The organism is Cyclobacterium amurskyense (assembly GCF_001050135.1).
Classification (GTDB): domain Bacteria; phylum Bacteroidota; class Bacteroidia; order Cytophagales; family Cyclobacteriaceae; genus Cyclobacterium; species Cyclobacterium amurskyense.
In genome coordinates this window covers 4,615,376-4,641,341 of sequence record NZ_CP012040.1, presented here as the reverse complement: position 1 = coordinate 4,641,341, position 25,966 = coordinate 4,615,376, and the positions used below count along the sequence as shown (strand labels likewise).

Annotated in this window: 19 protein-coding genes and 1 riboswitch; of the genes, 6 read left to right on the top strand and 13 right to left on the bottom strand. The window is 36.9% G+C overall.

The window, feature by feature from the left end; genetic code table 11:
* Position 1 precedes the first annotated feature (1 nt).
* The 8 genes from CA2015_RS18765 to CA2015_RS18730 all read right to left on the bottom strand — a co-directional run bounded on the left by CA2015_RS18765 (position 2) and on the right by CA2015_RS18730 (position 7,712).
* Entirely contained in the window at positions 2 to 478 is a 477-nt protein-coding gene (locus CA2015_RS18765; RefSeq protein WP_048643282.1) for a Dps family protein, read from the bottom strand.
* 20 nt (positions 479 to 498) lie between these two features.
* On the bottom strand, positions 499 to 819 hold the full coding sequence (locus CA2015_RS18760; RefSeq protein WP_048643281.1) for a rhodanese-like domain-containing protein: 321 nt from the start codon (positions 817 to 819) through the stop codon (positions 499 to 501).
* Positions 820 to 823: 4 nt separating this feature from the next.
* Positions 824 to 1,108, bottom strand: coding sequence for a rhodanese-like domain-containing protein (locus tag CA2015_RS18755; protein WP_048643280.1), 285 nt, complete (start codon positions 1,106 to 1,108; stop codon positions 824 to 826).
* Positions 1,109 to 1,447: 339 nt separating this feature from the next.
* A complete protein-coding gene (locus CA2015_RS18750; RefSeq protein ID WP_205749783.1) occupies positions 1,448 to 1,984 on the bottom strand; it encodes a hypothetical protein in 537 nt (178 codons plus the stop codon).
* 228 nt (positions 1,985 to 2,212) lie between these two features.
* Positions 2,213 to 3,727: a nucleoside hydrolase-like domain-containing protein gene (locus tag CA2015_RS18745; RefSeq protein WP_053086715.1), complete on the bottom strand. Its 1,515-nt coding sequence runs from the start codon at positions 3,725 to 3,727 to the stop codon at positions 2,213 to 2,215.
* Between the two features lie 757 nt (positions 3,728 to 4,484).
* Positions 4,485 to 5,252: an SGNH/GDSL hydrolase family protein gene (locus CA2015_RS18740; RefSeq protein WP_084011896.1), complete on the bottom strand. Its 768-nt coding sequence runs from the start codon at positions 5,250 to 5,252 to the stop codon at positions 4,485 to 4,487.
* 103 nt (positions 5,253 to 5,355) lie between these two features.
* Positions 5,356 to 6,342: a glycoside hydrolase family protein gene (locus CA2015_RS18735; protein ID WP_048643278.1), complete on the bottom strand. Its 987-nt coding sequence runs from the start codon at positions 6,340 to 6,342 to the stop codon at positions 5,356 to 5,358.
* A 131-nt stretch (positions 6,343 to 6,473) separates the two neighbouring features.
* A complete protein-coding gene (locus tag CA2015_RS18730) occupies positions 6,474 to 7,712 on the bottom strand; it encodes a PAS domain-containing sensor histidine kinase (protein ID WP_048643277.1) in 1,239 nt (412 codons plus the stop codon).
* A gap of 774 nt (positions 7,713 to 8,486) precedes the next feature.
* Here CA2015_RS18730 and CA2015_RS18725 point away from each other — a divergent pair.
* Positions 8,487 to 9,101, top strand: a complete 615-nt coding sequence (locus tag CA2015_RS18725; protein ID WP_048643276.1) for a DUF2911 domain-containing protein — start codon at positions 8,487 to 8,489, stop codon at positions 9,099 to 9,101.
* 307 nt (positions 9,102 to 9,408) lie between these two features.
* Here the strand turns inward: CA2015_RS18725 and CA2015_RS18720 are convergent, their stop codons facing one another.
* Both CA2015_RS18720 and CA2015_RS18715 read right to left on the bottom strand, forming a co-directional pair.
* Entirely contained in the window at positions 9,409 to 10,611 is a 1,203-nt protein-coding gene (locus CA2015_RS18720; RefSeq protein WP_048643275.1) for a GAF domain-containing sensor histidine kinase, read from the bottom strand.
* Positions 10,612 to 10,938: 327 nt separating this feature from the next.
* On the bottom strand, positions 10,939 to 11,661 hold the full coding sequence (locus CA2015_RS18715; RefSeq protein WP_048643274.1) for a hypothetical protein: 723 nt from the start codon (positions 11,659 to 11,661) through the stop codon (positions 10,939 to 10,941).
* A 619-nt stretch (positions 11,662 to 12,280) separates the two neighbouring features.
* Here CA2015_RS18715 and CA2015_RS18710 point away from each other — a divergent pair.
* Complete coding sequence (locus CA2015_RS18710; protein WP_240477841.1) at positions 12,281 to 14,149, top strand: heparinase II/III domain-containing protein; 1,869 nt, start codon at positions 12,281 to 12,283, stop codon at positions 14,147 to 14,149.
* A gap of 323 nt (positions 14,150 to 14,472) precedes the next feature.
* Here CA2015_RS18710 and CA2015_RS18705 read toward each other — a convergent pair whose 3' ends face one another.
* A complete protein-coding gene (locus tag CA2015_RS18705) occupies positions 14,473 to 16,224 on the bottom strand; it encodes a sensor histidine kinase (protein ID WP_048643273.1) in 1,752 nt (583 codons plus the stop codon).
* Between the two features lie 434 nt (positions 16,225 to 16,658).
* A riboswitch (cobalamin riboswitch) is annotated at positions 16,659 to 16,860 on the top strand.
* A 107-nt stretch (positions 16,861 to 16,967) separates the two neighbouring features.
* Here CA2015_RS18705 and CA2015_RS18700 point away from each other — a divergent pair.
* Genes CA2015_RS18700 through CA2015_RS24460 form a run of 3 tightly spaced genes read left to right on the top strand, consistent with a single transcriptional unit; the run spans position 16,968 to position 21,744 of the window.
* Positions 16,968 to 19,016, top strand: coding sequence for a TonB-dependent receptor (locus CA2015_RS18700; protein ID WP_053086714.1), 2,049 nt, complete (start codon positions 16,968 to 16,970; stop codon positions 19,014 to 19,016).
* 3 nt (positions 19,017 to 19,019) lie between these two features.
* Positions 19,020 to 20,174: a YncE family protein gene (locus tag CA2015_RS18695; protein ID WP_048643272.1), complete on the top strand. Its 1,155-nt coding sequence runs from the start codon at positions 19,020 to 19,022 to the stop codon at positions 20,172 to 20,174.
* Positions 20,175 to 20,196: 22 nt separating this feature from the next.
* On the top strand, positions 20,197 to 21,744 hold the full coding sequence (locus CA2015_RS24460; protein WP_084011894.1) for a hypothetical protein: 1,548 nt from the start codon (positions 20,197 to 20,199) through the stop codon (positions 21,742 to 21,744).
* A 159-nt stretch (positions 21,745 to 21,903) separates the two neighbouring features.
* Here CA2015_RS24460 and CA2015_RS18685 read toward each other — a convergent pair whose 3' ends face one another.
* Positions 21,904 to 23,136 (bottom strand): alginate lyase family protein, encoded by a 1,233-nt coding sequence (locus CA2015_RS18685; protein ID WP_048643271.1) that lies wholly within the window; start codon positions 23,134 to 23,136, stop codon positions 21,904 to 21,906.
* Positions 23,137 to 23,183: 47 nt separating this feature from the next.
* Here CA2015_RS18685 and CA2015_RS18680 point away from each other — a divergent pair, with 47 nt between their 5' ends.
* Positions 23,184 to 23,396, top strand: a complete 213-nt coding sequence (locus tag CA2015_RS18680; RefSeq protein ID WP_048643270.1) for a hypothetical protein — start codon at positions 23,184 to 23,186, stop codon at positions 23,394 to 23,396.
* Between the two features lie 249 nt (positions 23,397 to 23,645).
* Here the strand turns inward: CA2015_RS18680 and CA2015_RS18675 are convergent, their stop codons facing one another.
* Positions 23,646 to 25,961 carry a discoidin domain-containing protein gene (locus CA2015_RS18675; RefSeq protein WP_048644622.1) on the bottom strand — a complete coding sequence of 772 codons (2,316 nt, stop codon included), beginning with the start codon at positions 25,959 to 25,961 and terminating at the stop codon, positions 23,646 to 23,648.
* Between the last annotated feature and the right edge of the window lie 5 nt (positions 25,962 to 25,966).

Here is a 25,966-nt window from a genome sequence, read left to right as displayed (position 1 = left end):
GCTATTTATTTAAGAAAGAAGAATACATCCACACCAGCTTTTCCTGTTCACGGATATAATCACTCATTAAGGCATTGGTACCTTCATCATCTGCATCAGCAGATAGGGATAGCAATTCTCTTTGTTCCAATATGATTGTTTCTAATGCCTCAAGAATGGATTGTACCCCCTCTTTCCCATTGGATACATTTTTCAAGGATTTAATTTTAGCAGCTCCTTTGTAATCGTCAAATGTGTGTAATGGTGTTGCTCCCAAAGTCAAGATCCTCTCTGCAACTTCATCTACTTTCAATAGTAAGTCGTTATAAAGTTCTTCAAACTTCAAATGCAATTCGAAAAACTTGTCTCCTTTAATGTTCCAATGCAAGCCTCTTGTGTTTTGGTAAAACATCATATAATCTGCAAGTAAATTGTTTAAACCTTCAGCTAAGGATTTACTTTTAGCAGTGTCGAGTCCGATTTGATTGGTTGTTTTCATTTTGGTTTATATTTTAAAAATTATTGATGAATTTTATTTTGCAAACTGTTCCATGCTCCTCCATTGTGAACTACATTGTAACCTTTTGATTTTAATATTCTTTTTGCAGAAGCACTTCTCATTCCACTTGCGCAACAGGTAATAATAGGCTTGTTTTTGTCTTTGAGCCTACCTAGATTACTACTTAACGTATCTACAGGTATATTGGTTGACCCTTTTATGTGTCCACCTTGATATTCACCTTTGCTGCGTACATCTAAAATAATTGCACCTTGCTTTAGCAGTTGATTGTAATCTACCTTTGGTCCAAAACCGAAGAGTTGTTTGAGTGTATTTAACATTGGATTATACAGTTTGGGTTTGATAAAAATTAACGTCCAACCAAGAGCCACCATTATAGCATTCAATTCCTTGATGCGTTAAATATTGGGTGGCTTGTCCACTTCTTCCCCCACTTGCGCAGCATAAAACCAAAGGTTGCTTCAAGGATTTCAACTCCTCTTTCCTGATTTCCAACTCTTGTAATGGTATATTGATAGAACCTTCTGCATTGCCACCACTGAATTCCATTGGGGTTCTGACATCAACAATAGTACCTGTTTTTTCCTTAATTATTTTTTTTAAATCCATTTTAATTCAAGTTTAAATTTCCGTTTCAAACAGGGACAATAATACAATCACACCTTATTATCAAACTGATAACCAGTACCATGTAATCTACCCTCTCCAAATTTTATTGCTATTACCTTCAATTATGCTTTGCTCAGTAACAGCAATAGACTGTTTGATGATTTATAATGTAAAGATGTGAAAATGTATCCGCCTGTTCAGGTACTTTAGTTACATAAGGAAAATTTAATTTTTGCTCAATTGAGTATTGGCTTCTTCTTTTCAAAGTTTAAATTTGGTTAAACCTGGGATTCTATGAGCTGTTTCCCCTTCTATATACACCAACAGGACTCCTTCTTATTATGCCCTTACTTTTTTTCTGGAAATAGCTTGAAAGCCTAATATCAGCAACATAATTATAATAGCAATAAAAAACACACTTGTAGAAGTAGACTTAACAACGGAAAAAATACTAGTCATATTTACCGAAAATTCACTTAGGTCAGGATAACCTTTCAACATTGAAATAATCCCAAAATTCTCTAGATAATCTGCTATTCCAGCAAGTATAGGCAATAAACATAGAAAAATACAAGGAGAATGTAGTCTGTTCAGTTTGTTGATGAAGTAAGCAATAACTAAGCAATAGGAAATCCCGAAAAGAAATGGGTAAAGCATATCTACAGGCAATTGCACGGTTAGATAATTGCTGCGTCCCTCCTCTCCAAGATTACTAAATAATTTATCTACATAAGCCCAATCGTATCCCATAGGCATCATGTCCAATAAATCCATGCCATTAGAAAAGTCCATTGTACGGGGAATCGTAACGACAAGCATTAGGATATAAACAATATTGGCCAGTATAAAAAGGCCTAAAACCCTTTTCCCTACCAAGTTTTTTTCTAGAATTTCAGTCAGGGTTTTTAATTGATTTGAGATCTATTTTCAAATACAATGGCCTATACAGATACTATCTTTGGGCCTTTAACTGAAGGTAATTTATAAAATAAATTTTATTAAACCTGAATTTATATCCTATGTAAATGGATAGCTATTGGCATCGCCACCTATTCTAAATCCAAAAAACAACAATGCTCCCTTTGTATTTTTTACCAGAAAGCCCTAAGGTTGCACCTCAACTATAAGGCGACGGTAAGCGTATAAATTGGGAGTTCCATTGTCATGAACTTCTAAAATAAGGTGAATATTCTTACCAACAGCATCCGAAGGAATTAGCACTTTAGCTGAGGGGGATTCACTGTCCTGAATAATTATCGAACCATCATATGAACTAGGTTCATCATAAAAAGACCAGTTATAGCTCAATTCATCTCCATCAGGATCGATAGAACCCTTCGCATTTAAAGCAATGGTTGATCCTGCCTTAGCAGAACTTATTAATACTTTAAGTGATTTATCTCCATTCAGCACTGCCTTTGGATGATGGTTTGCATCCTTATATTTACTTGTTATACTCCAGTCCATACGTGCCGCAAAGTCATTATTATAGCCATTGCTCCATTTTTTTATTGCTTTGGCCTTTTCCGGAGTATTGCCATACATATAATAGGGATCGAACAAAAGTTCTGCATCCTCTTTTATTTTCTTCACTTCGGACATGCTTCTGATACCTTCTTGCTTCGCAAAACTAAAGCGACCACCCCAGCCTCCCTGATCAATTTGCTCAGGATCATTTAAGCCATTGGGATAAACATGCATAAAGGCAGGTGAGTCCCCTTCTGTTGCCCATTGGCGATCAGGATATTCAGCACCAAGAGGCCCATGGTTTTGGATGTGATTGTCTAAATATTCATCTGAAGGGGCCCAACCATATACACCTGTAGCACGGATGTAAAATACTTGCGGGAAATTTTTCGCAATCCAAGCACCGGAATCATCCTGACCCAAAATATCAAACAATCTTAGTTTACTAAGAAAAGTATTGAAGGCTTCTGGAGAACGCGTTTCGCGCACTTTCCAGATGGCTTGTGCTGCCGTATTCATTCCTCCCCAACCCATGACCCAAACTGGTCTTGGGTCATCCTTGTCAGCTGCATTTATGATAAGTTCAGAACCAGGACTGTCCTTACCTAAGCCTACATCAGACATGCCATAACCCAATTGTCCCATGATTGAAATGGATTTCAGGTATTCAGGACTTGGGAATCCTTCGGCATGAACGGTAAGGTTATCGTAAACCTCAGCATAAGCATTGACAATTTGGTCCAGCATATCTGTATTACTTTGGGTTTTCCTCCAACAACCCGTAGAAACAATCAAGCCTTCAATATCAAATTCATTGGCACTAACCAATTGCCTCACCAAGGATTGTTTGTCATCGGGATCAGCCCCTAAATCAGTAGTATTTATGACCCTAGGTTTATACTTTGCTTTCTCTTGTAAAAGGTTGACTGACTCATTGGATTGCTTGAGATTTTTTTCGCCAGTAATTTTAGCATGCTTATCCAACTTTGTTCTGATAAGATAACCGTCTTCTTGATGAAATGTATTTTTACTATGTGAAAAACTTACCATGACAATGCCCAATACGCCTATAGTAAGTGTACACAGCATGGTAATAATTTTCCTTTTATGAGAAGGATGGTTAGTGCCAATTTTGTTTTTCAACTTAGCCATATATTTTCTTTTAACCTTTATATTAATAATCAATTAATTTAGAGTTTAGGCAACAAACAATTGTAGGATAGTCTATTTCACAAAACCTAAATAATATCTTCCCCTTTAACCCAAAATATGCAATAGACAATCTATTACGTGCTGAAATCGCTTTAAAATCTGCCACTTCGTTGCTGTTTTCAATTTCACCATAGCGGTGCTATGCTAAAATCTCCAAACAGCCTGATTTTCTTGCAATTGCAACACTTCCCGTAAACACGGGACAGGTTTCACCCCTGACTATTGTCAGGACGGAGAAATCCTATTACATAATCCGGGTTTAATACCTGAGTGCAATCAAAATCGGAAGGGAAAAAGATATGTCTTCATAAAACTATTGATTAATTTCGTTTTTTCATATAAACATAAATAAAAGTAATAATAAAAAAATAAACGAAAATGATTATTTACTAATATAATTATCAATTATAAAGGTTTCAGTACAATGGGATAAGACCTATATGGACAAATAGAAATCAGTTACTTTTTCATGTGCCAAGAATATTTATTTCCCTAAATCCAATGCCATTATTTATTAAAAAAACATACCTATTCTGCAACTCAATGAATATTTCGAATGAGAAAACATATCCACCTCTTCTGCAGAAACTACCGCTCTATCACCTTAGGAGAGCAAAATTCACAAGAAAATCAGGCCATATAAAAATAAAGGCTTTCCAAGAGGGGGATCTGAGGTTACAAAAAATGAAGTTTGCTATTACTTCCCTATAAAATCAAGCTTTTTACTTACTTCTTTTATCCAAATCCGGGCAATTAATTCATGACCAGCGGGCATGGGATGTACACCATCCCAAACCCAATATTTGGCAGGTGCTTTTTGAAGAGACAAATTGAACTGATCTTGTAATTCCACATGGATAGTATTATAGTTTTTGGCCAACTGAAGAACTATTACTTGCATTTTGAAAATTATAGCCTCCCAAGCCACTGCTTTTTCTATTGGCCAATCATCAATTAATAAGAAAGGTTCACATAGGATAAGGGTAGTATTTGGGAGTTCGCTTCTTGTTTTATTTAACAGCTTTTTGTAGTTCTCCTCCCATTCTTCTATAGAATACTCTTTTGAAATAATTCTAACCACATCATTTACACCAATCATAATACTAAGCACATCAGGCTTAAGGTCAATAGTGTCTTCTTGCCATCGGTCAAGTAGGTCCGTAACTTTATTTCCACTAATACCTCTATTGAAAAACATCAATTCTTCCTTGGGGTAATCAAACCAAAGCCGACTTGAAACAAGGTAGGCATAACCATGCCCCATTATGTGGTTCCAATCTTGGTTTCTAGTTCGGGCACCATCAGTGATTGAGTCGCCTTGGAACAAGATGCTTAAGCCCTTCCCCTTTATATTATTTAGTATCCTTCCTTTGGAATTGATTGCAGAAAGAAGTCTTGGAAAACTCAATCCGGTTAATCCTGTTAATCCAAGTTTTGTGAAAAATTTTCTTCTTGATACTTGCATTTTTTTTAACTTAAAATTATCGTTAAATCGGTATCGACAAGGATAAGCTAGCTACGCAAGAAAGTAGCTTATCTATCTCCATCCATACTTTTGACCTAGAACCTCAATTCGAAGCTTTCCCGGGCCAGTCCCAGTTAATCAGGTCATTGCTCCAACTTATACCCAAAGAGGCATTTCTATCAAAATCTCCTTCCTCCTCTGTCTTTGGACCTGATCCATGAAAGAACATAACGTATTTCCCCACCTTTGGATTATTAGTGAGGTTAATGACCGTTCCTGCGGAAATCCTACCTTTTGCCCATTCCCAATCCTTCTGACCTAAGACAATCAAATCTCCCCAATCCTCCCAGTCTTTGAGATTAGAGGATCGTTTAATGGCTATGCCATTATGTGGAGAATGGAATAATAGATACTTCTCATTTTCTGTAAGAACGGTAACATTTTCACCGGATTTGGTATGGCAACAATAGGTCCAGTTTTTAAAATCATAGCTATAGGACATGCTTACGCCTTTTTGTTTGTAAAAGCTCCACCATTTTCCTTTTTCATCTTTGTCTTCCACCAAATAGAGATCGATCATCCTACCCATGTCTGCTTCTTTTACATTTGGTCCTTTTACTTTTAACAATTCAGGTTCGCTCCAGTTTTCTAGATCCTTGCTACGCATAATAAAACCCCTTGCGTCAGCAGTTCCATACATTACAGGATCTTTGTCCCTTAATCCGGGTCTAGGATAGGTTTGTAAGCTAATTATCCATTCATCTTTAAATCGGATTACATTTCCAGGGCTACAATAGTTTAAATGCTGACCTTTTGGCGTAATAATTTTACCAGGACTCCAGTTTTTTAAATCTCTGGATTTACTCGTAGCTGTATAAGAATATATCAGACCATCTTCAGACTGTACTATTGTATAAAACAAATAGAACATGTTCTCATGAAACAAAATGGCTGGATCTCTATAGGCTACTGAATCGTTGCCTTGGAAAATAATTGGAGTATTTAAGTTTTCTAATAAGCTAGTTTGAGCATAACCATTTGTTGAAAAAAGCAGCAAAAAAAATAGTGAAGTAGTGTAGAGTTCTTTCATTGAAAATTATTTATTGGGTTCAATCTTAACCTGAAATCCAATGAATGAATTTATAAATAATTAAGGAAATAACCCCCTGTATGTAAGAAAGGTATACCCAAAAATGGAACAATTGACTATTTTCCCTGTACTTAATTAAAATTATTCAAAGGAAGACTAATCTTAAAATTACTCCCTTTTCCCTTTTCACTTTCAACCTCAATATTCCCATTAAGTTTTTTTACAAATTCTTTTGAAAGAACCAGACCTAAACCAGAACCCTTTTCATTCAAAGTGCCTAAAAAAGTAACGTTTGATGATATATTAAAAAGACCTTTCATGGTTTCTTTACTCATTCCAACGCCATTATCAGCAATAGTGATTTCAACATTCTCTTGATCAACGCTAGTCAAAATTGTTATTTTCCCGCCGCTATGGGTGAATTTAATAGCATTAGAGATTAAGTTTCTTAACACTGTTTTTAAAATATTCCCATCTGTAATAATAATGAATTCTTTGGTAGGCCTAAATTCGAGGCTAATATCTTTGGCCATGGCCAAAGGTCTTTCAAGGCTAACTATTTCATGAATGATTTGGGGAAAAATAATTTTTTCTGGTCTAATGCGCAGCTCATCCGTTTGAGATTTAGCCCAATTCAATAGATTATCAAGTAAAGCAAGTGTACTTTTAGCCGTTGAATTAATTATATTAATGTATTTACCCGATAGTTCATCTTCTAAATACATTTCATTTTTAGACAGAAGTTCTGATACACCTATTATATTATTAAATGGCCCTCTCAAATCATGTGCTATGATGGAAAATAATTTATCTTTGGTCGCATTGAGTTCTCTAAACCGTTCTTCACTTTCTTTTAAAGCATTTTCTGCTTTTTTTCGATCGGATATATCCCGAATCACACCTACTAAAAACTTTTCGCCTTTGGAATCTATAAATAGTGACTTCCTGGTAGATATTATCCTTGTTGTTCCATTAAGTGTTAAGGTTTCCTCATTAATATTCTCTATACCATCAGCAAGAACTTTTGAATCTATTTTTAAAAAACTTTCTCTTTCATTTTGTGGAACATTTTCAGCCAGTGTTTTACCAATTATTGCTTCTCTTGGAAGGTTAAACATTTCACAAAAAGCATCATTAACCAAGACCAGCCTACTTTTATCATCTTTTACAAAAACGGAATCCCCCATGTTATTGAGTAAAGAATGAGAGAATTTCTGAGATTCTATTACCTTTCCTATTTCAATTGGGATCGTTTTTTGATGTTTAACTTCTTCTCCATCTAATTTTGCATTCAATAGGAGACGCTCATTTTGCTTTTTGAGCTCAGTAATTTGATTTATTAAATCCTGATATGAAGGTGAATATTTCATTTTTAAATTACTGCGGACCGTTAATGCTAATCAGTTAATGATCATAAGATAGGTGATTTTTTCCTTAAACAACTAGTTTATTAGGACAACTCAAAGCTTAACTACCTTAAAAACAACCAATTAAACCTTAAGTAGATTTAATTTCAACCATTTTTCATAGCTACATGAGCTGACTTTACTAATAAATGTAACTTAAATATTCTAATTAAACCATTTTATAATGTGCAAACCAAAACATTTTTATCAATAAAATTTTAATTAAATAAAATTTTAAATTTGTAATAATTCTTCATTTTATAAAATTTATGACTAAAATTTAATCAATTATATTCTATTTTCACAATTATGAAATGATTCTATGAAATTTTTTTCAATCAAACAATATTTTTCTCATTTATCAGAACCCTAAAATTTAAGGAAAAATTAAGTTCAATGAGAAAGATCTCCAATTACCAATGAATTCAACCCTTGAACTATTGGGGATCCAACAAGAGGTAACCAACTTGATTTAACTTTTTCCTTAGCTCTTTCATTTTGGGATCTATAAGAAAAATTTTGTTAAATATTAAAAGTTCAGCACAAAACATAAAACTAATTAATTAATAACACTTGAACACTCTATACTTCTATTACATCACAATATTATAAAAGGTTTCCCAACTGAGATTACAAGGTTGGTTCAAGTATTGTTAGGGTAATCATTAAATAAAAAAGCTGAATTTTCATTTGGCTTTTGTATCTTCGTCCTTTTAACGCTCAAAAAAAACCAATTTTATGAAAAACATGAAATATCTTTATCTTGCTCTGGCATTTTCCATTTTAACCGTCTTTGCAGCTACTACACAAGCTCAAGCCCAAATTCAAACACCAGCCCCAAGCCCTTCCAGCTTTGTGTCACAAAATGTAGGTTTCACTAAGATTAGTATTGATTACTCTTCTCCTGCAGTAAAAGGTAGAACTGTATTCGGTGACCTAGTTCCTTATGGCACACCTTGGAGAGCAGGTGCAAATGCACCAACAACCATTGAATTCAGTACGGCAGTAAAAATTGCAAGCAAAACAGTAAACCCTGGAAAATACTCTGTATTCATTACACCTGCACAGTCCGGTGATTGGACCATTCATCTCAACAGTAAAGGCAATGCTATCTACGCTTATATTCAGGATGGAAAAGTAAATTCAACTGCGCTTGCAAGTGATGATGCGGTGGCCATCAAAGTAAGTCCTGAAAAAACCATGGACTCACAAGAAAGACTTTCCTATTCCATTTCAGCAGAGGACAATAAAGTTGCAAAAGTAACTTTTAGCTGGGATAAGGTAAACCTTTCCTTTATGGTAGATACTCAGGCAGATCAATTAATGGAAGGCTTTAAGGGTGCTTTTAATTAAAATAACCTAATCCAAAAGAAATAAAAAAAACCTCTAAAAAGAGGTTTTTTTTATTTCCAAATATCTTACGAGAGTTAAACCCAAAATATTCAATAGACAATCTTTTACGTGCTGAAATCGCTTTAAAATCAGCCACTTCGTTGCTGTTTTCAATTTCACCATAGCGGTTCTATGCTAAAATATCCAAACAGCCTGATTTTCTTGCGATTGCAACACTTCCCGTAAACACGGGACAGGCTTCACCCCTGACATGGGTCAGGACGGAGAAATCCTATTACATAATCCGGGTTAAATTACTCCTTTGAAATCAAACAGGCAATTTTACTTCAAACCTTGAAAACTCACCTATTTTAGAATCAATTTTTAAAACCCCTCCCATTGAGTCTATTAAGTGTTTAACCAAGGGTAAGCCAAAACCATAACCTTTCTCGCCTGCTGTTCCGTCTGTTGTTTTCCCCTCTCCCCTCATAATTTCCTCAATTTGCTCTTTTTTCATTCCTGCTCCAGTATCCTTTACTTCTAACTTCAACTCCTTTCGGTAATTTTTTTCAGTAAGACTAATTCCGATGCTAACAGAACCTCCTTCAGGAGTAAACTTGATAGCATTGGAAATCAGATTACCCATTATTTGAAGTAGTTTTGCTTTTGGAAATCGCATTTCCAAATTCATACCGATCACCTCAACATTAAATATAACCTTTTTCTGGTTGGCTTGAACCCCATATAAATTTTCAAGCTTTTCCTTTAATATCTCGAGGGTATATTCGCCCTCATTCGTTAAAGCAGGGACATGTTTTTGTTTATCATGCGTGGTCAATATTTGATCAGCCAATTCTAATAAAGATTGGCTACTACTTTGAATAACTTTAATAAATTCAAGGACATCGTCCAACTTATTTTGGTCACCTTGCTCTTTGATGATCTGTGCTAAACCTATGATTCCACCTATTGGTCCTCTGATATCATGGGCTACTTGCTCTTGCCTCTCCAATGAATCCTTTACCTTGGATTTCAATTCACTTACAGACTTAATAATTTTTAACCTGTTCATGATCTCACCGGCAATAATTTCCAAAAGATCAATCTTCTCAGGACTAATAACTCTCGATTTCGTATCCAACACACACAATGCCCCAAGATTATACCCAGCTTCGGTTGTCAACGGGACACCTAAATAATACCTCAGGTTGGGATCTGCAGCAACATAAACCTTATTTTTAAATCGCTCATCTTTTGATAGGTCTTTAATTTCAAGAGAGTGGTTTTCCATGATGGTATATTGGCAAACAGACTCTTCTCTTGGCAATTGCATCACAGGCAAGCCTTCACTCGCGACACTCCACTGCGTTACAGCATCAATTAAATTTACAAGCGAAATATCCGTCCCGGCTACCTTAGCAGCCAATTTGGTAAGGTCTTTAAGCTGGCCTTCTAATTCTTGATTATCTAAATCGTAATCGGCCAATGCTAACAGTCTATCGAATTCATTTGAGGAGATTGGACTTTCCATAAAAATATAGGTCTAATTTTTTTTAGAAAGATAATAGAAAATTAAGCCTTTACCTAAAATAATTGTCAACTCCTTTATTCTAAGCATTTACTTAGTAGTATTAACTCTAAAATAGCTGGTTTTCCAATATTTACTTCTCAATGTAAAACAACTCTATTGCCTTATGTCGATAAATTTGTGAACCCATGATTTTAATTGTTTTTTTGCAGCAAAAACCTATATAACAAAGGAAGCCTAACTGAATAATGCCTATTGTTCAAAGTTTATAATTAATCAGTTAAATATTGCCCAATCTATTACAATCCTCTTTCAATAAATTAAACTAGATTATTTAGTCACACACATCGTTGAATAATCGTAAACGAATTGTTCAAAATCTACCCATTTAGGATCATCTTTATACTTTTCAATCACAGCTGGACATTCGGCAAAGAGCTCTTCAATGTCCTTTTTATATTCATTTTTTTTAATACGTCTCGCTAAATCTTCGCCATTTTTTTTGATATAATAGGACTTGTCTAGCCCTCCTGCAACCTTCATTCCAGCGAAACTAACACTGGCAGATTCTTTTGCAAATGGATCATTGTATATTTTTATTTTTTTGCTAAAAGTAGGATTCATTACCTGCATCATACAATATTGTGTTTTATTCTTTTTCACCTGAACATTAGATGATTCCATGTAGAGGTAACCATCATCCAAGTGCTCCGATGATAATTCGTTATCTTGTAATTTAGTAATATCAGAACTTGCGTCCATAAACTGGTTCAATTTAGCAAGTGTACTAGGTGGAATATACATATGGTCAATTTCCTCTGGATTTATCTTGACTTTCTTCCCATCACTAGACCTTTCTACTTTTAAATCATCGATTAAACCTTTTTTAAAAAACAATTTTTTAACTACCACAGACATCTCAGTCCCATTTTTAAGGGTTATAAAAGTGGTTTTTTTTCTGCTAAACCCTTGAAATGCCGGGGAAAAGGTTTGTGCTACTGAAGAAAACACAATTAAAACACAGACAAGAGTCAATAAATACTTATACTTCATAATAAAACGACATTTAGAAAGTTATACCTAAATTTATTATTAATAAAATTGAGTGGCCAGTTTACAAAAAGATCTAATTTTTAATAAAAATAATAATTTATAATGAACTTCCTAAATAACATCTATATTACTTACTTATTTTAAATAGATTATTACTCAATTAACAATATAACTATCCCTTTATTAAATCATCCTTTATATTTTAAAGTTTCAATTTAGAAGGAATGATGACTATTAAATAATTATTATAGTGTTTACACCCCTATCTGTTACAAGATAATTTATTTCCCAACAAATGGTCTTATAACACTGGTAAACTAGGTACCCATTTTTACCTCCGGATTTTAATTAGCGTACAACTCACACTATGAATAGGATCTCCCCACCTATCAGGAAATATATCCATCACAAAATAATTTAGCGAATGAGAGGTTTCGGCACTTAATCCACTGCCTATTTTGGATTCAATGTCAATTCAGAGCAATCGAATCCAATTGTAATATTTTATTTATATTGACTTTACAATCTCCTATTTTGAGATAGCATTGTGAATGAAACTAAAAAAAGTACTTAAAAAGGACAAGGGAACATTAAACCCAGATCCGATAACCTAAACCCCATGCACAGTCACCGATTATTCAGCTTTTTATCGTTTTTGGCTTTTTTTATATTGACAGGATTATTGTCAGTAAATCAAGCCCAAACCTCGGCAACATCTCCCAAAGTGAAATTGGAAAACCCAATTACTGCTGCCTATTTAAAAAGAAATTTAAAAAGGACCTCTCCTAAACTCATCCTTACTCCTACTATCGAAAGGACACTGAAAGAGAAATTACAATCAGATCCTCTAATGCAATCCTATTACCAATACCTGCAAAAGGAAGCCAAAGGCATTCTTGACCAACCTCTCCTAAAAAGAGAGCTCGAAGGATTTCGGCTTTTGTTTGTTTCCAGAGAGCTGATTCAAAGAATGAGTACACTTGCCATGGTATATAGAATTGAACGCCAGCCAGAAATATTGCAGCGAATAGACGTGGAATTGAAGGCGGTCTGTGCCTTTTCTGATTGGAACCCGCAGCACTTTCTTGACATTGCTGAAATGTCTTTCGGTGTAGCTTTGGCACTGGACTGGGCTGGAGAGGATTTGCCAAAGACGACTGTCAGTCTGGCTAAGAAAGCACTGATTGAAAAAGGAATAATACCCAGTTTCAATGAAGATGGAGAAAGAATGTTTTGGATCAACGGACATAACAATTGGAATGCTGTATGTCATGGAGGCATGATTGCCGCATCTTTAGCTGTGGCGGATGTTGATCCTGAACTTGCAGCAAAAACCATTTCCAGGGCCTTGGATAAACTCCCCAATTCCTTAAAAGAATACGCACCAGATGGAGTATATCCTGAAGGCCCTTCCTATTGGGGTTATGGGACAAGTTATACGATCATTGCTTCAAATACGCTAGAGACTGCATTTGGCTCAGATTTTGGGATTTCAGAAAGTCCCGGATTTATGAAAAGCGCCGAATTCCTACTAAACGCCACTGCCCCATCAGGCAACTATTTCAATTTTGCAGATTCAGGAGACAAATACAATGGAGGTGTTGCCCTTTTGCTGTCTTGGTTTGGTGCAAAAACGGCTGATGCGTTGTATTTTGATCATTTCTTTTTTGAAAATCCAAAAGAGGCTGGAAGGTTTGCAGGACTTGGCCTCGTTTGGCTTTCGCAGATGGATCCGAAAAACACTGGTAAAATAGCCCAAAGCTGGCTTGGAAAAGGCACAAATCCTGTTGCTATTTTCAGGGGCGACTCGGATTATTTTGCAGGGATGAAAGGCGGAAAGGCCCAATTGAGTCATGGAAATATGGATGCGGGCACCTTTGTATTTGACCTAAACGGTGTACGTTGGGTAGTTGACCCAGGCAACCAAAGGTATTATCCGCTTAATAAAATAGGCTTTAACCTGGCTGGCCACTGTCAGGATTGTCCAAGATGGACATTGCTTACCAAAAACAATCGGACCCACAGTACCATTACAGTGAATGATGAAGATTTCAATGTACAAGGCTTTGCTCCGATTATAGATTTCAAAGATCAGGATCAGGCTGAAGTCAGTATAGACCTTAGTAACTTGTACTTTGACAATACAAAAGCTGTACAGCGGAAATTCACAAAAGACTCGAAGGGATCCCTACTCATTGAGGACACTTTCGAGACCAATGAAAATACCAAAAGTATCACCTGGGGTTTGATGACACAAGCGGAGGTTAGTTTGGAGAAAAATGGTGCAGTATTAAAGCAGAACGGCAAAACGCTACATATCCGAATTCTAAATACTGATAAATACAATTTATCAGTTATTTCTCTTGATCCACCTCCATTGGAAATTGACAAGACCATGGAAAATCTAAAGCGAATAGAAATCCGAATACCTGCCTGGACTCTGGAGAATGGTAAGGGCAGCCTAAAAGTCCGGCTATCAGAAGACTAGTGTATCATTTAAATCAATCCTAAAGCAGTGAAAACTAATTTGTTAGCATGTGTGAAATCTTTTCATACATGCTAATAATTGGTAATTATGTATTCTAGATTAACTTTATCCCGAAATATGCAATAGACATTCTATTACGTGCTGAAATCGCTTTAAAATCAGCCACTACGTTGCTGTTTTCAATTTCACCATAGCGGTGCTATGCTAAAATCTCCAAACAGCCTGATTTTCTTGCGATTGCAACACTTCCCGTAAACACGGGACAGGCCTCACCCCTGACAATTGGTCAGGACGGAGAAATTCTATTACATAATCCGGGTTTATTATTGTTTGGGCAAAGTGAAATAAAACCTACTTCCAACACCAAGCTCACTTTCCAAGCCTATTTTTCCATTGTGCTTTTCGATAAATTCTTTACATAGAATGAGTCCCAAACCAGTTCCTTTTTCATTATTGGTTCCCAAAGTAGAATAAGACCTGTCAATTCGAAATAATTTCTCGAAATTTCCTTTATCAATACCAACACCACTGTCGGTAACAGACAAAAGGTATTCATTAACTTTTTCTTCAACTGCAATAATTACTTTCCCATTAAAAGGAGTAAATTTTATAGCATTGGATATAAGATTTCGCAATACTGTTTCTATCATAGCTTTATCGGCGTATAGATCAAGCCTTAGTGGAGCATTCAAGCTTACCCCTATTGCTTTTTCCTCTGAAGAATTTCTCAGCAACTCCATGATCCTTTGAATCATATTTACAAGATCTAACTTCTCTGGATTGAATTCAATTCGGCCAGTTTGTGACCTTGACCACTCCATCAAGTTTGATAATAATTCCATCGCATGTTTCGAAGAGGATTTAATAATGCCAGCATAAGTATCAATCCCTTCATAATCTTTCTCTTTAACTTGCTCACTTAGTATCTCACTTAAACCTATAATGCCATTAAATGGACTTTTTAAGTCATGTGCAATAATTGAGAAAAACTTATCTTTTGTTGAATTTAATTCTCTTAACGAAGCTTCACTATTTCGGAGATTGAACTCTGCTTGCTTTCTATTCGTAATGTCATTTATTACAGAAATAACACATTTCACATTATTAATTTCGATGATTTCTGCAGAGATAAGCCCGTGAAATAATTCCCCTGATTTTTTGCGAAACAAATATTCTTCTTCGATTATGATACCTTTTGACTTTAAATCTGAAGTGAATTTGAATCGGTCATCATCTTGATTCCAAATATTCAAATCAATTGCTTTTAAACCAATTAGTTCATGAGGTTGAAAACCAGAAATTGATTGAACACTTTTGTTAGCTTCAAAAATTTCCCCATCCTTAAGCTTAGATAAAATTATGATAAAGGGAGCTTTATGAAATGCTTTCGAAAATTTCTCCTCCTGCTCATTAACATCATTCATCAAGCGTTTATTATACATCAGGAAAATACTATAAGTCAGAGATATAATGATGACCTCCCATGCCATTAAAAATAAAGATTCTGAACCTGTGGAATCTAAATAACCTGCTAAGTCTGGTTGATTCTGAATGATGTATATGATGTGCAAAACCTGTACAAAGATGACCCCTACAAATACATACCCAACTGGTCGAGTAACCCCTCGCATAGCTACCGGAGTCCTTATTAACAATAAATAAGCTACTTGAAAACTTATTAGCACAAAAGCCAATGCAAAATTTATTTTTCTAATGTATAAATCGGGATAAAAAAAAGCGAAATAAACGTGTCCAAGAAAAAAAACAAGTATCAATAAATAATTTTGAATTTGGGGTCCTTTTACCTTAACAAATTTCTCTAATCCAATTAATAACACAACAGTAGAAGAAACGATTAAGGTATTGGCCACAGGTATAGATAGCCAATCAGGAATATTACCTCGTAAGAATATTGAAATATTTCCAATTGTAAGCATTGAAAAACTAAGCAATACTAAAGAAATACCAGGAAACCGTTTTTTTACCTGAAAATATAAAGAAACAATTAATATTATATTAACTATATTAACTATAATATAACTAAAAAAAATTGTCTTAAAATCAAGTATAGGCATATAAAAACATTCTAATCAATACAATAAACGTTATCAATTTCTCATTAAAACAAACTAATTCTCTAGACTAAAGCATCTCAGACCTATACCCCCTAACTAGGTTTTCAATCCTACATTTATACCTAAAATGTAGAACCAAGAAGCCTGATAAAGTTACTTTTTCACCTTTATTAACGCCTTTCATGAATTTTTACCCTATAAGCTATGAAAAATAATCCAAACCCCCATTGAAAAAGTCTAACAATTAGCACAAAGCATTAGTACAAAGTACAAATTGCTTAAAAAAAGAGGTTCATTTCAGGGAAACTTAAAAGCCTCCCAGCAAACCTACTTCATACCTTACCCTACTGTATAATTGAACCATTAACTAAGGACCTGTATCAATAGTAGTTTTTTTAGTCTAAAAAGAAATTTTTTTATCGAAAATAGAATACTATCTTCGCCGCCGTAATGGTTTCCTCATGGATATTGTCCTAGAGAAATTAAATTGGAATCCGGTGTGAATCCGGAACTGTCCCGCAGCTGTAATCTCATTAAGCTATTTCCAAATTTTAATGATCACTTTCTGTATAATCAGAGGGGAAGGTCGGAAAATAGTGAGTAAGTCAGAATACTTGCCAATACGATATTTAATTGAAAGCTTTCGGGGATTGAAGCTTGAAAACAAAATTCGTCTTGCAACGCAAGATTTTGATTTCAGTTGGTTTCGTTGAAAGCTATTTGCCTTTAGACAAATAGTTTTAATGATCATTTACAAGTGGCTTCCTAAGCAGGAGGCGATTCTTCTTTTGTGCGCTTTACTCTTTTTTGCTTGCCTATGCCAAGCACAGGAGAAGTATGGCCAAAATTATCCGCAGCCAAGGGACACAACCGCGGTTTACGATATTGAGGGAATAACTGTCCAATCTGAAAAATACCAATCCCGTTTGCGCTCTCCAATGCCCGTACAGGCAATTAGAGGTAAGGACCTAGAGAAATTAAATAGTTTTTCCGTTGCTGATGCCATCAGGTATTTCTCAGGAGTTCAGTTAAAGGATTATGGAGGAATAGGTGGGCTGAAAACCATCAACGTCCGAAGTATGGGAAGTGCACATACCAGCGTTTTCTATGATGGAGTGGTCATCAAAAATGCTCAAAATGGACAGGTTGACTTGGGTAAATTCTCTTTGGACAACATAGATGCATTAGAACTTTTCAATGGACAAAAATCCAACATATTTCAGCCGGCTCTAGGTTTCTTTGCCTCCAACACACTCTTCATGCAGAGTAAAATCCCAGTGTTTGAAGAGGGAGAAAAAGAGCATACGAAACTTTCATTCAAAACAGGATCTTTTGGCTTGGTCAACCCATCCCTACTTTATCAGCGCCGGATTAATGAAGGGCTTTCTCTGGCTTTCAATACAGAATACATTACCGCCAATGGGAAATATAAATACCGGTACCGAAAAGAGAATGGCTACGACACCACTGCTACCCGACAAAATGGCGATATTGAATCCTTCAGGGCTGAAATCACTTTACATCAGGCTTTCAAATCAGGAGGTAAAGCATCTCTGAAAGGCTATTATTACGAATCAGAGCGGGGACTTCCTGGAGCTATTGTAGCCAATATATTCAGTCATTATCAGCGTCTTTGGGACAAAAATTTCTTTGTCCAGAGCATGTTGCACAAGTCATTTTTTGACAAACATGAACTGATGGTCAATATGAAGTACAGCAGTGATTACAATCGCTACATAGACCCTAATTATCAAACGATTGAAGGAGCACTGGACAATCGATATTATCAAAAGGAATTCTACTCCTCTGTAGTCAATCAATACATGCTAAACTCTTGGTGGGATGTATCCCTCGCGGCAGACTATTCCTTCAATACTCTGGATGCCAACCTATATCGATTCACTTATCCTAGCAGATCTTCTTATTACTTCGCCCTATCCAGCGCCATTCATCGAGACAGATTAGAAATACAAGCAAACCTTTTAGGTGCCTATGTAAATGATCAAGTAAAGTTTTACCAAAAAGGAAGCGACCAACAAGTTTTCAACCCTGTAATATCAGTTTCCTATCAGCCTTTTACCTTAAATGAGAATTTCCGCTTTAGGGCCTTTTACAAGGAGTCTTTTCGGATGCCTACCTTCAATGACCTCTATTACACTTTCGTAGGAAACACCTTTTTACGACCAGAATTCACAACCCAATACAATATAGGAGCCACCTGGCGGGCCAAACCCAACCATATTTTAGAAGCTTTTACCATTCAAGTAGACGGGTATTACAACCAAGTTAAAGACAAAATTGTGGCCATGCCATCTGCCAATCTCTTTCGGTGGACAATGATGAACTTGGGTGAGGTAGAAGTTAAAGGACTTGAAACCAAACTACGTGGCATTAAAGAAATAGCAAACGTATCACTCGAAATAGGAATGGGTTACACCTTACAGAAGGCAATAGATATTACGTCCTCCAGCACAGTGTATGGAGACCAGATCCCTAATACGCCAGTTCATAATGGAACAATTACCTCATCAGCCAGCTATCAGAACTGGCAAGCCAATTTCAGCTTCATCTATACCGGTGAACGCTATAGCCAAAAAGCAAATTTACCTGTCAACTATGTCCAACCCTGGTACACCAGCGACCTGGGATTAACCTATAAAAATCGTTTTGGCAAGTATCAATACGCTATGGGTTTAGAGACAAACAACCTGTTTAACCAGTATTACGATGTGGTTTTAAACTTTCCAATGCCAGGAAGAAACTATCGACTAAAATTCAATATCTCCTTTTAAATTATGAAACACGCATTTTACTACCTCTTATTCCTACTTATTCTATCTACTCTATCGAGTTGTAGGGAAGACGATTTTATTTCTTTGCCAGACGAGGACAAGCTACCTGAGCAAGAAGCCTCCAATATTGCCGGATTTTATCTGCTTAATGAAGGCAATATGAATATGAACAAGGCTTCATTGGATTATTACGATTACCAAACAGGGCTATATACCAGGAATCTATATGGCACAGCAAACCCAACTTCAACCCTTGGCTTAGGAGATGTAGGTAATGATTTAGGCCTTTATGGATCCAAACTTTATGCTGTAATCAATGCCTCCAATAAAGTGGAAGTGATGGATGCTGAGACTACAGAACGTATAGCTGTTTTAGAAGTGAAGAATTGCCGCTATGTAACTTTTGATGGGGGATTTGTCTATGTGAGTGCCTATGATGGGGAGGTTTCTTTGGGGAATGATAAGCCAAACGGCTTCATAGCCAAATATGACACCACCAATTTTGACCAAATAAATAGAATAGAGGTAGGTCGGCAACCTGAAGAAATGGCTGTTTCCAATGGTAAACTTTACATCGCTAATTCTGGAGGCTATAGTCCTCCCCAGTATGAAAGCACCATTTCAGTCATTGACCTGGATTCATTTAAAGTCATCAAAGCTATAGAAGTTGCCATCAACCTGCACCGAGTGAAAGCAGATGGAAAAGGGAATATTTATGTCAGCTCAAGGGGTGATTATTACGATACCCCTTCCAACCTATTTGTCATAGACACCCAATTAGACCAAGTAATTGACAAGTTTGACATCCCTTGTTCCAACCTTACTATCAGTGGAGATACTGCTTATGTGATCGGTTCAGCATTTGACTATTCTTTGGGAGATTTTAAGGTTGACTATGCGATGATCAACACTCAAACCAGGGAACTCCTCTCCCAGCCCTTTATTTCCCAAGAATTAGTAGACAAGATCAAAATGCCTTATGGTCTGGCAGTAGATGCTTATTCTGGAAATATTTACATCACAGATGCCGGAGACTATGTTTCTCCAGGCAAACTATATGCCTATAACCTTAAAGCTGATTCACTGCTTTTCGAACAAGTTACTGGTGACATTCCCGCCCAAATCGCATTTGTATTCAAAAAACCATATAAAGACTAACTATTAACTAAATTCTAAACATATGAAAAAACTATTACCATGCCTCTTATTCTTAACATTATTAACATCATGTCTAAAAGATGACCTTGAGGATTTACGAAAAGATGTTGACAGCCTTAAAGAACAAATGGCGCAATATGAAAGCTTATTGGATGCCCTTAATAATCGATTGTACATTAAAAATTACGAAGACAATAGTGGTTCCTACAGCATAGAATTAAGTGACGGCACTGTCATGAGCGTCAATGATTCGCCTTCATTTATTGAAATAGGCGATAATGGAAATTGGTGGATTGACAACCAAGACTCAGGTAAAGCAGCCGGAGAAGATCCCAATAGCATGCCCGAGATAGGCATTGGAGAAGGTGGAAACTGGGTTATAGATGATGTAGATCTAGGGATTTCAGCTCAAAATCAGCTAGCAAAAGCAGGGTCAAACATCATTGCTTTGGCACAGATTACGGGGCAATTGTCTTTTGTTTTTGCTGATGGAAGAACAATAAATTTTGATGCTTCAGCACCAGTGATCTCATTCAATATTCCTGAGGGAGGATTCGTATTTGACAAAATGAGCTGGTTTAAGGTAGCAGCGGTGGTAAAACTCGATGCAGATGCCAGTTATGAGTGGCTTTATGACGGCAAAGTACTAGCAAATACGAAAGACCTTACTTATGTTTTTGCAAAAGCTGGAGAACATCTATTACAGCTCAAGGCCAAGAATGAATTTGGTGTAAGAACTGAACAAGTTACCATTACCATTAATGATGCAGTATACACGAATAACCTGACCAAATTGTTTGAATTTAAGCCTGCACCGGGACAGCAAATCAACAAGCTTCCAGCCTGGTCAGAAGGTATAGCTGCAGATAGCGTATTGAAAACTGCCGAAAAAGCGCTGACAAACAATTCACTGATCAGTTTGGGTAGTTTTGGTGGTTATGTTACTATGGGCTTTGACCACACGATCGTCAATGGTGAAGGCAATGACTTTTTGGTAAATGGCAATGCCTATAGCAGTTGGGCGGAACCGGGCATCATTATGGTATCTGAGGATGTGAACAGAAATGGGCTACCAGATGACGAATGGTATGAGATCTATGGTTCGGAACACAGCAACCCTGAAGCGATCAAAAACTACGAAGTCACTTACTACCGACCTGAATCGGAGCCAACCAATCCAAATGAACAAAACTACATCTCATGGAAGGACAATCAGGGACAATCAGGATTTGTACCAAAGAATTCATTTAATAGTCAAAGCTATTTTCCAGGATGGGAAGCGGATAGTATTTCTTTCACAGGAACCCTACTTCCAACAAAAATCTTTGACCAATCAGGCACAGGAACATTCTGGACAAACCCTTCTTTTGATTGGGGTTATGCAGACAATCAGTCTAATAACAATGAAGCTGCTCAAATTGACATCAGCTGGGCACATGACAGTGAAGGCAATGCTGTTAAGCTCCACGGGGTAGATTTTATAAAAGTATATAACGGAACACTTGCCGCAGGAGGCTGGCTTGGTGAAGTGTCAACTGAAGTCTCAGGCATCACCGACCTTAATTTGTAATAATGATCAATTATCAAGGAGGTTGTCTCGATTTTGGGGCAACCTCCTTTTTTTTGAGCTAAATTAAATGGGGATCAGACCCCGATATAAGTATTGTTAGTCAAGTTATAGCAATGGAAATCCGATGGAATAGAATTAACCAATCTCCATTCAAATTTCCTATTTCCGAATCTGCTTAAAACTTACCAGATCCCAATAGCTAAACTCAGGGTTCAGGCTAATCATTTGATCAGCGTCTTTTTTATAACTTTTGTCTAGGTACTTGTAAGCAGCAATATTAAGCTGCTCCTTTATTCTCGACAAATCCCTTTCTTTTATTTGCTCATAGGGCCATTCTAGCTTTTTGCCTGTATAGGCATTTAAAAAGTCCAAAGCCTTCTGTATGCTTCCTCCTTTTTCACTCTCCCTATTCCAGAGATCTATACCTACTTTTTCACATGCCATGGCATAATACATAATCGCCAACAGGTTCATGCTACTATAATCCCAAGAACGAGTTCTTGCCAACTCTGCAGGTTGGCTTCCATCCTTCTCAATCATTTCTTCCATTATCAAAGGAAGCCCAGCTTTTGCCAAACTATCTGCTCTATCTGTCTGTCCCAAATACAAAGTCAAGGGAATAATTTGAGCAAAATACCAAGTTGTATGGTTATTGCCATGTACGGCTTCATCCTTACCGTGTTTGCTATTTACAAGCCATGATACATATTTCGTCAGCCAATATTTCATACCTTCCTCAAATGAGGTATTCCAATGGGTGGAACTTGAGAGCATCCTAAATTGATCCGGTAATTCTGCCATCTTTCTGGTATCAATAATACCTATTCCCCTTCCTTCCGTTCTTCCGGGAATCCGCTGGGCAAAATTTAGGTTGGGATTCATTTTGGTATCGGGATCTAAAAACCAAGCATTCGCTAAATGGATAGCTTGAGCAGCATATTTTTCATTGCCAGTAAAATAAAATGCCTGACTTAACACTTTTAAGGAATTGAGTAATTTACCCATCTCCTCTTTATCCTTATAATCAAAGTACTCAGGATTAATTTCTCCATCTCTCCTGATATAGGGTAGTCCATCCTCTTTTTCGGGATCAGGCCACCAATAAGGCCCCATACTGGTGTAATCATGTATATCTCCACTTGGAGGCAATTGCTTTTTATGTATGACTGAAAATGGACTGCTACTTAAGGCCTCCTCAGCTGCCATAATCAATGCCTTTAATTCAGGTGTTTTTTGAGGAGAATTAGTATCTATATTCTCTCTGGCTTTTTCCATTACAGTACCTTCTAAAAGAATAAAGCCATCCTTCTGTGCCCAAAGTAAGCTTGGGGAGATCAAGCCAATAAACAGGAAAACATTAAGGGCAATTCGAATTTTTAGGTTAAAGCTCATTTTGGAGATTTCGGGTTTTATTGTTTAATGTTTTAAAACTAATCAGAATGGGAGAGATTTTGTCAGCATTGTTGAAGAAAAAATACAACAATACCGCCAAAATCATACTGCTTTCATCGTTTTTACCAGGACCTTCTCCCCTGAATACAAAAAATTACACTCTCAAAAGCTACTTAAACCCGAAATATGCAATAGACATTCTATTACATGCTGAAATCGCTTTAAAATCAGCCACTTCGTTGCTGTTTTCAACACCATAGCGGTGCTATGCTAAAATCTCCAAACAGTCTGATTTTCTTGCGATTGCAACACTTCCCGTAAACACGGGACAGGCTTCACCCCTGACAATTGTCAGGACGGAGAAATCCTATTACATAATCCGGGTTAAAAGCAATGTTAAGCTTCACAGAATTAGCTGAAATAATGAAATTGGGCTGGTAGAACCTGGCCCAATTTCATTGCTGAATGTCTCCATCGGGTAGTGGAAAGCTCTTTGTCCTGTCTCGGGTTTAGTTAAAATCTGCAACCGACAAAACCAAGCTTCGCTGAAAAAACCCATAACCATAACTCAGGGTAAGGGTATCATCCTTTCCAAACGGAAGCTTCTGGTTTTCGAAAAAAATGGCATCTCCAGTGAATTCAATTGCGCCAATTAATTTTACCCCTAATGGTTGATCTTCCTTTAGTTGGACCATCATGCTGTCTCCAGATTGATTGGAAATTTTGAGCGAAACGCTTTCTATGGTCTTATAATCAAAATTAAGTGGGGCAGTGAGGGCAACAATGTATTTTCCTTTACCTTTTTTCTCCAGTGCAATATCCGTGTAGTAATTGGCCATATAGGCCATACTCAAATTAAATGCAGTATTGAACTGTACCCAGCCTTCTGTCCAACCCAAATCCCCTGCCTCGGGGAAATTGGGATAGTGGAAAGATTTTGGAGAGCCATCAAATACAAACTGGACCTCATCCAATAAACCTATCCCTCCTCTATGCCTGCTGTACCAGCCCAGGTCTACGCCCTCTACTTCTTCAGGCCCTTTGTAAGAAAACTGTCTACCTGTTGGATTGCGTCCAAAGGAATTCTCAAAATGAGACCAAGCCAACATTTCCAAATCATTAATTAAAGTCTTATCCTCCAAAATTCCATTTGCTGCAAAAACTGCTGCAGGGAATCCTAAAATATTTCCGGTTTCATTCCAGCCGGGAGGCGTCCATTCTTCGACACTGTATTTTCTGAAATCCCATAGATTGTCTGAACGGTCCAACATCAACTGTGCCCATTCCTTGACTTTTTCAGGAATACCTTCAGGTGCCCTTTCTGGAAATTGCTGGTAAAAATAAGCAAAGGCCCGCATGGTCATGTGCTCGGACATCCTTTGCCCTTTGGTGGTCATGGGATCTGACCAATCCAAATTATTAATCATCCAATCCAACTGTCTATAAGCGGCCGCAAAGAATTTCTCAGCAGCTACATCACCTTCCCGTAGGGCGACTTCATACAGCATCAAATTTGGAATGACAGAAAACCCTGGAGGCATCTCCCCTTTTGTCGTTCCCAATTGGGTCTTCAAGGAAAGCAAATTGTGCTCCTTGCTCAAATTGTACTGGGAAAGGGAATGCTCAGAAACAGTCTCTTTTTCCCAATTGTCTTTTAAATATTGGTAAACAATGTCAAAGTTTTGTTGCGGCAGCCATTGCTTTAAATAAGGCCAGGCATATAAGAAATGTGCCAACTCTGCCTTTTGCATTTCATGATCTAGTTTTTGGCTAATTTTCACATCTGCATCCCAATGGATGAGCTGGATGATATCTGGTGTTTCCGGTGCAAAAGGTTCCAACTTTCCCCAAAGTCCTTTGTAATTGTCAGCAAAGCTCTCGTTGGAAACATATTGTCCTTTTCTTTCCATGCGCTCGTATGCTTCCGGATTGCTCAGGTACATGGCCACTAAACTTTGCATGGACCAATTGAAAAAATCCCCATCCCTCCAGGCAAAACTGATGCGCCGAATATCTTTAACCGTACCTGTATAATGCCTCGCGCCCAACATAAAATCGATCATGTTTCGATAGGTAACTCTCTCCATCCAATTGGGTCCGATCCTAAATGGAAAGGATCCGAGTTCCTTAACTCGGACCAAAAACTCATCTTCAGTTAGCGGGTTGAAAGCTGAAAAATCTCCTTTCTCTCCTTTAACTTTTCCTGAGAATTGGGCCTTTCCAGTTTTGACATTTACAATAGAAAAAGGGGTTTCATCAGAAATTCCGGGAGCAGTAAAACGTTTGCTTCGGTATAGATTGTAACCACTTTGATTGACAAGAATGGGTTTGTTTTCCAAGCCACTTTCATCCGAATATTGTTGGCCAAGCAAAAGCACTTCACTTATTTCCATCGCTTTTTGATCCTGAGCAGTCAGCCGAACTCGGTCAATTAGCTGAGGTTTTTTCAGTTGAATTTCTATTTTTTTTGCCCTATTATTTTCCACCTTATGGAAAGTTTTCCAATCTCCATTTAGTAAATATTGCAGGTATATTGTCTCATTGGGAACAGCGGTTGGAGCGAAATTTATTTCCACTTTTATAACTTCCGTAGCTCCCGGAAAACGCAAAACCAACCAGGCATTTTTATCCTCAGACAAGCTGCTCCAATGAGTCTGAAGGTCTCCATCAATGGACAATTTTTCAGCATGATTTTCCTGCGATGAACTGCTACTTGCAGTGGCCGAAAAGGACAAGTTTTTTTGGGCAAGCACTGGTGAAATCCCAAACAATAAGAGCGCTACAATTCCCCAATATTTTGGGGATAAAATTCCAAATTTACTCATAAAAT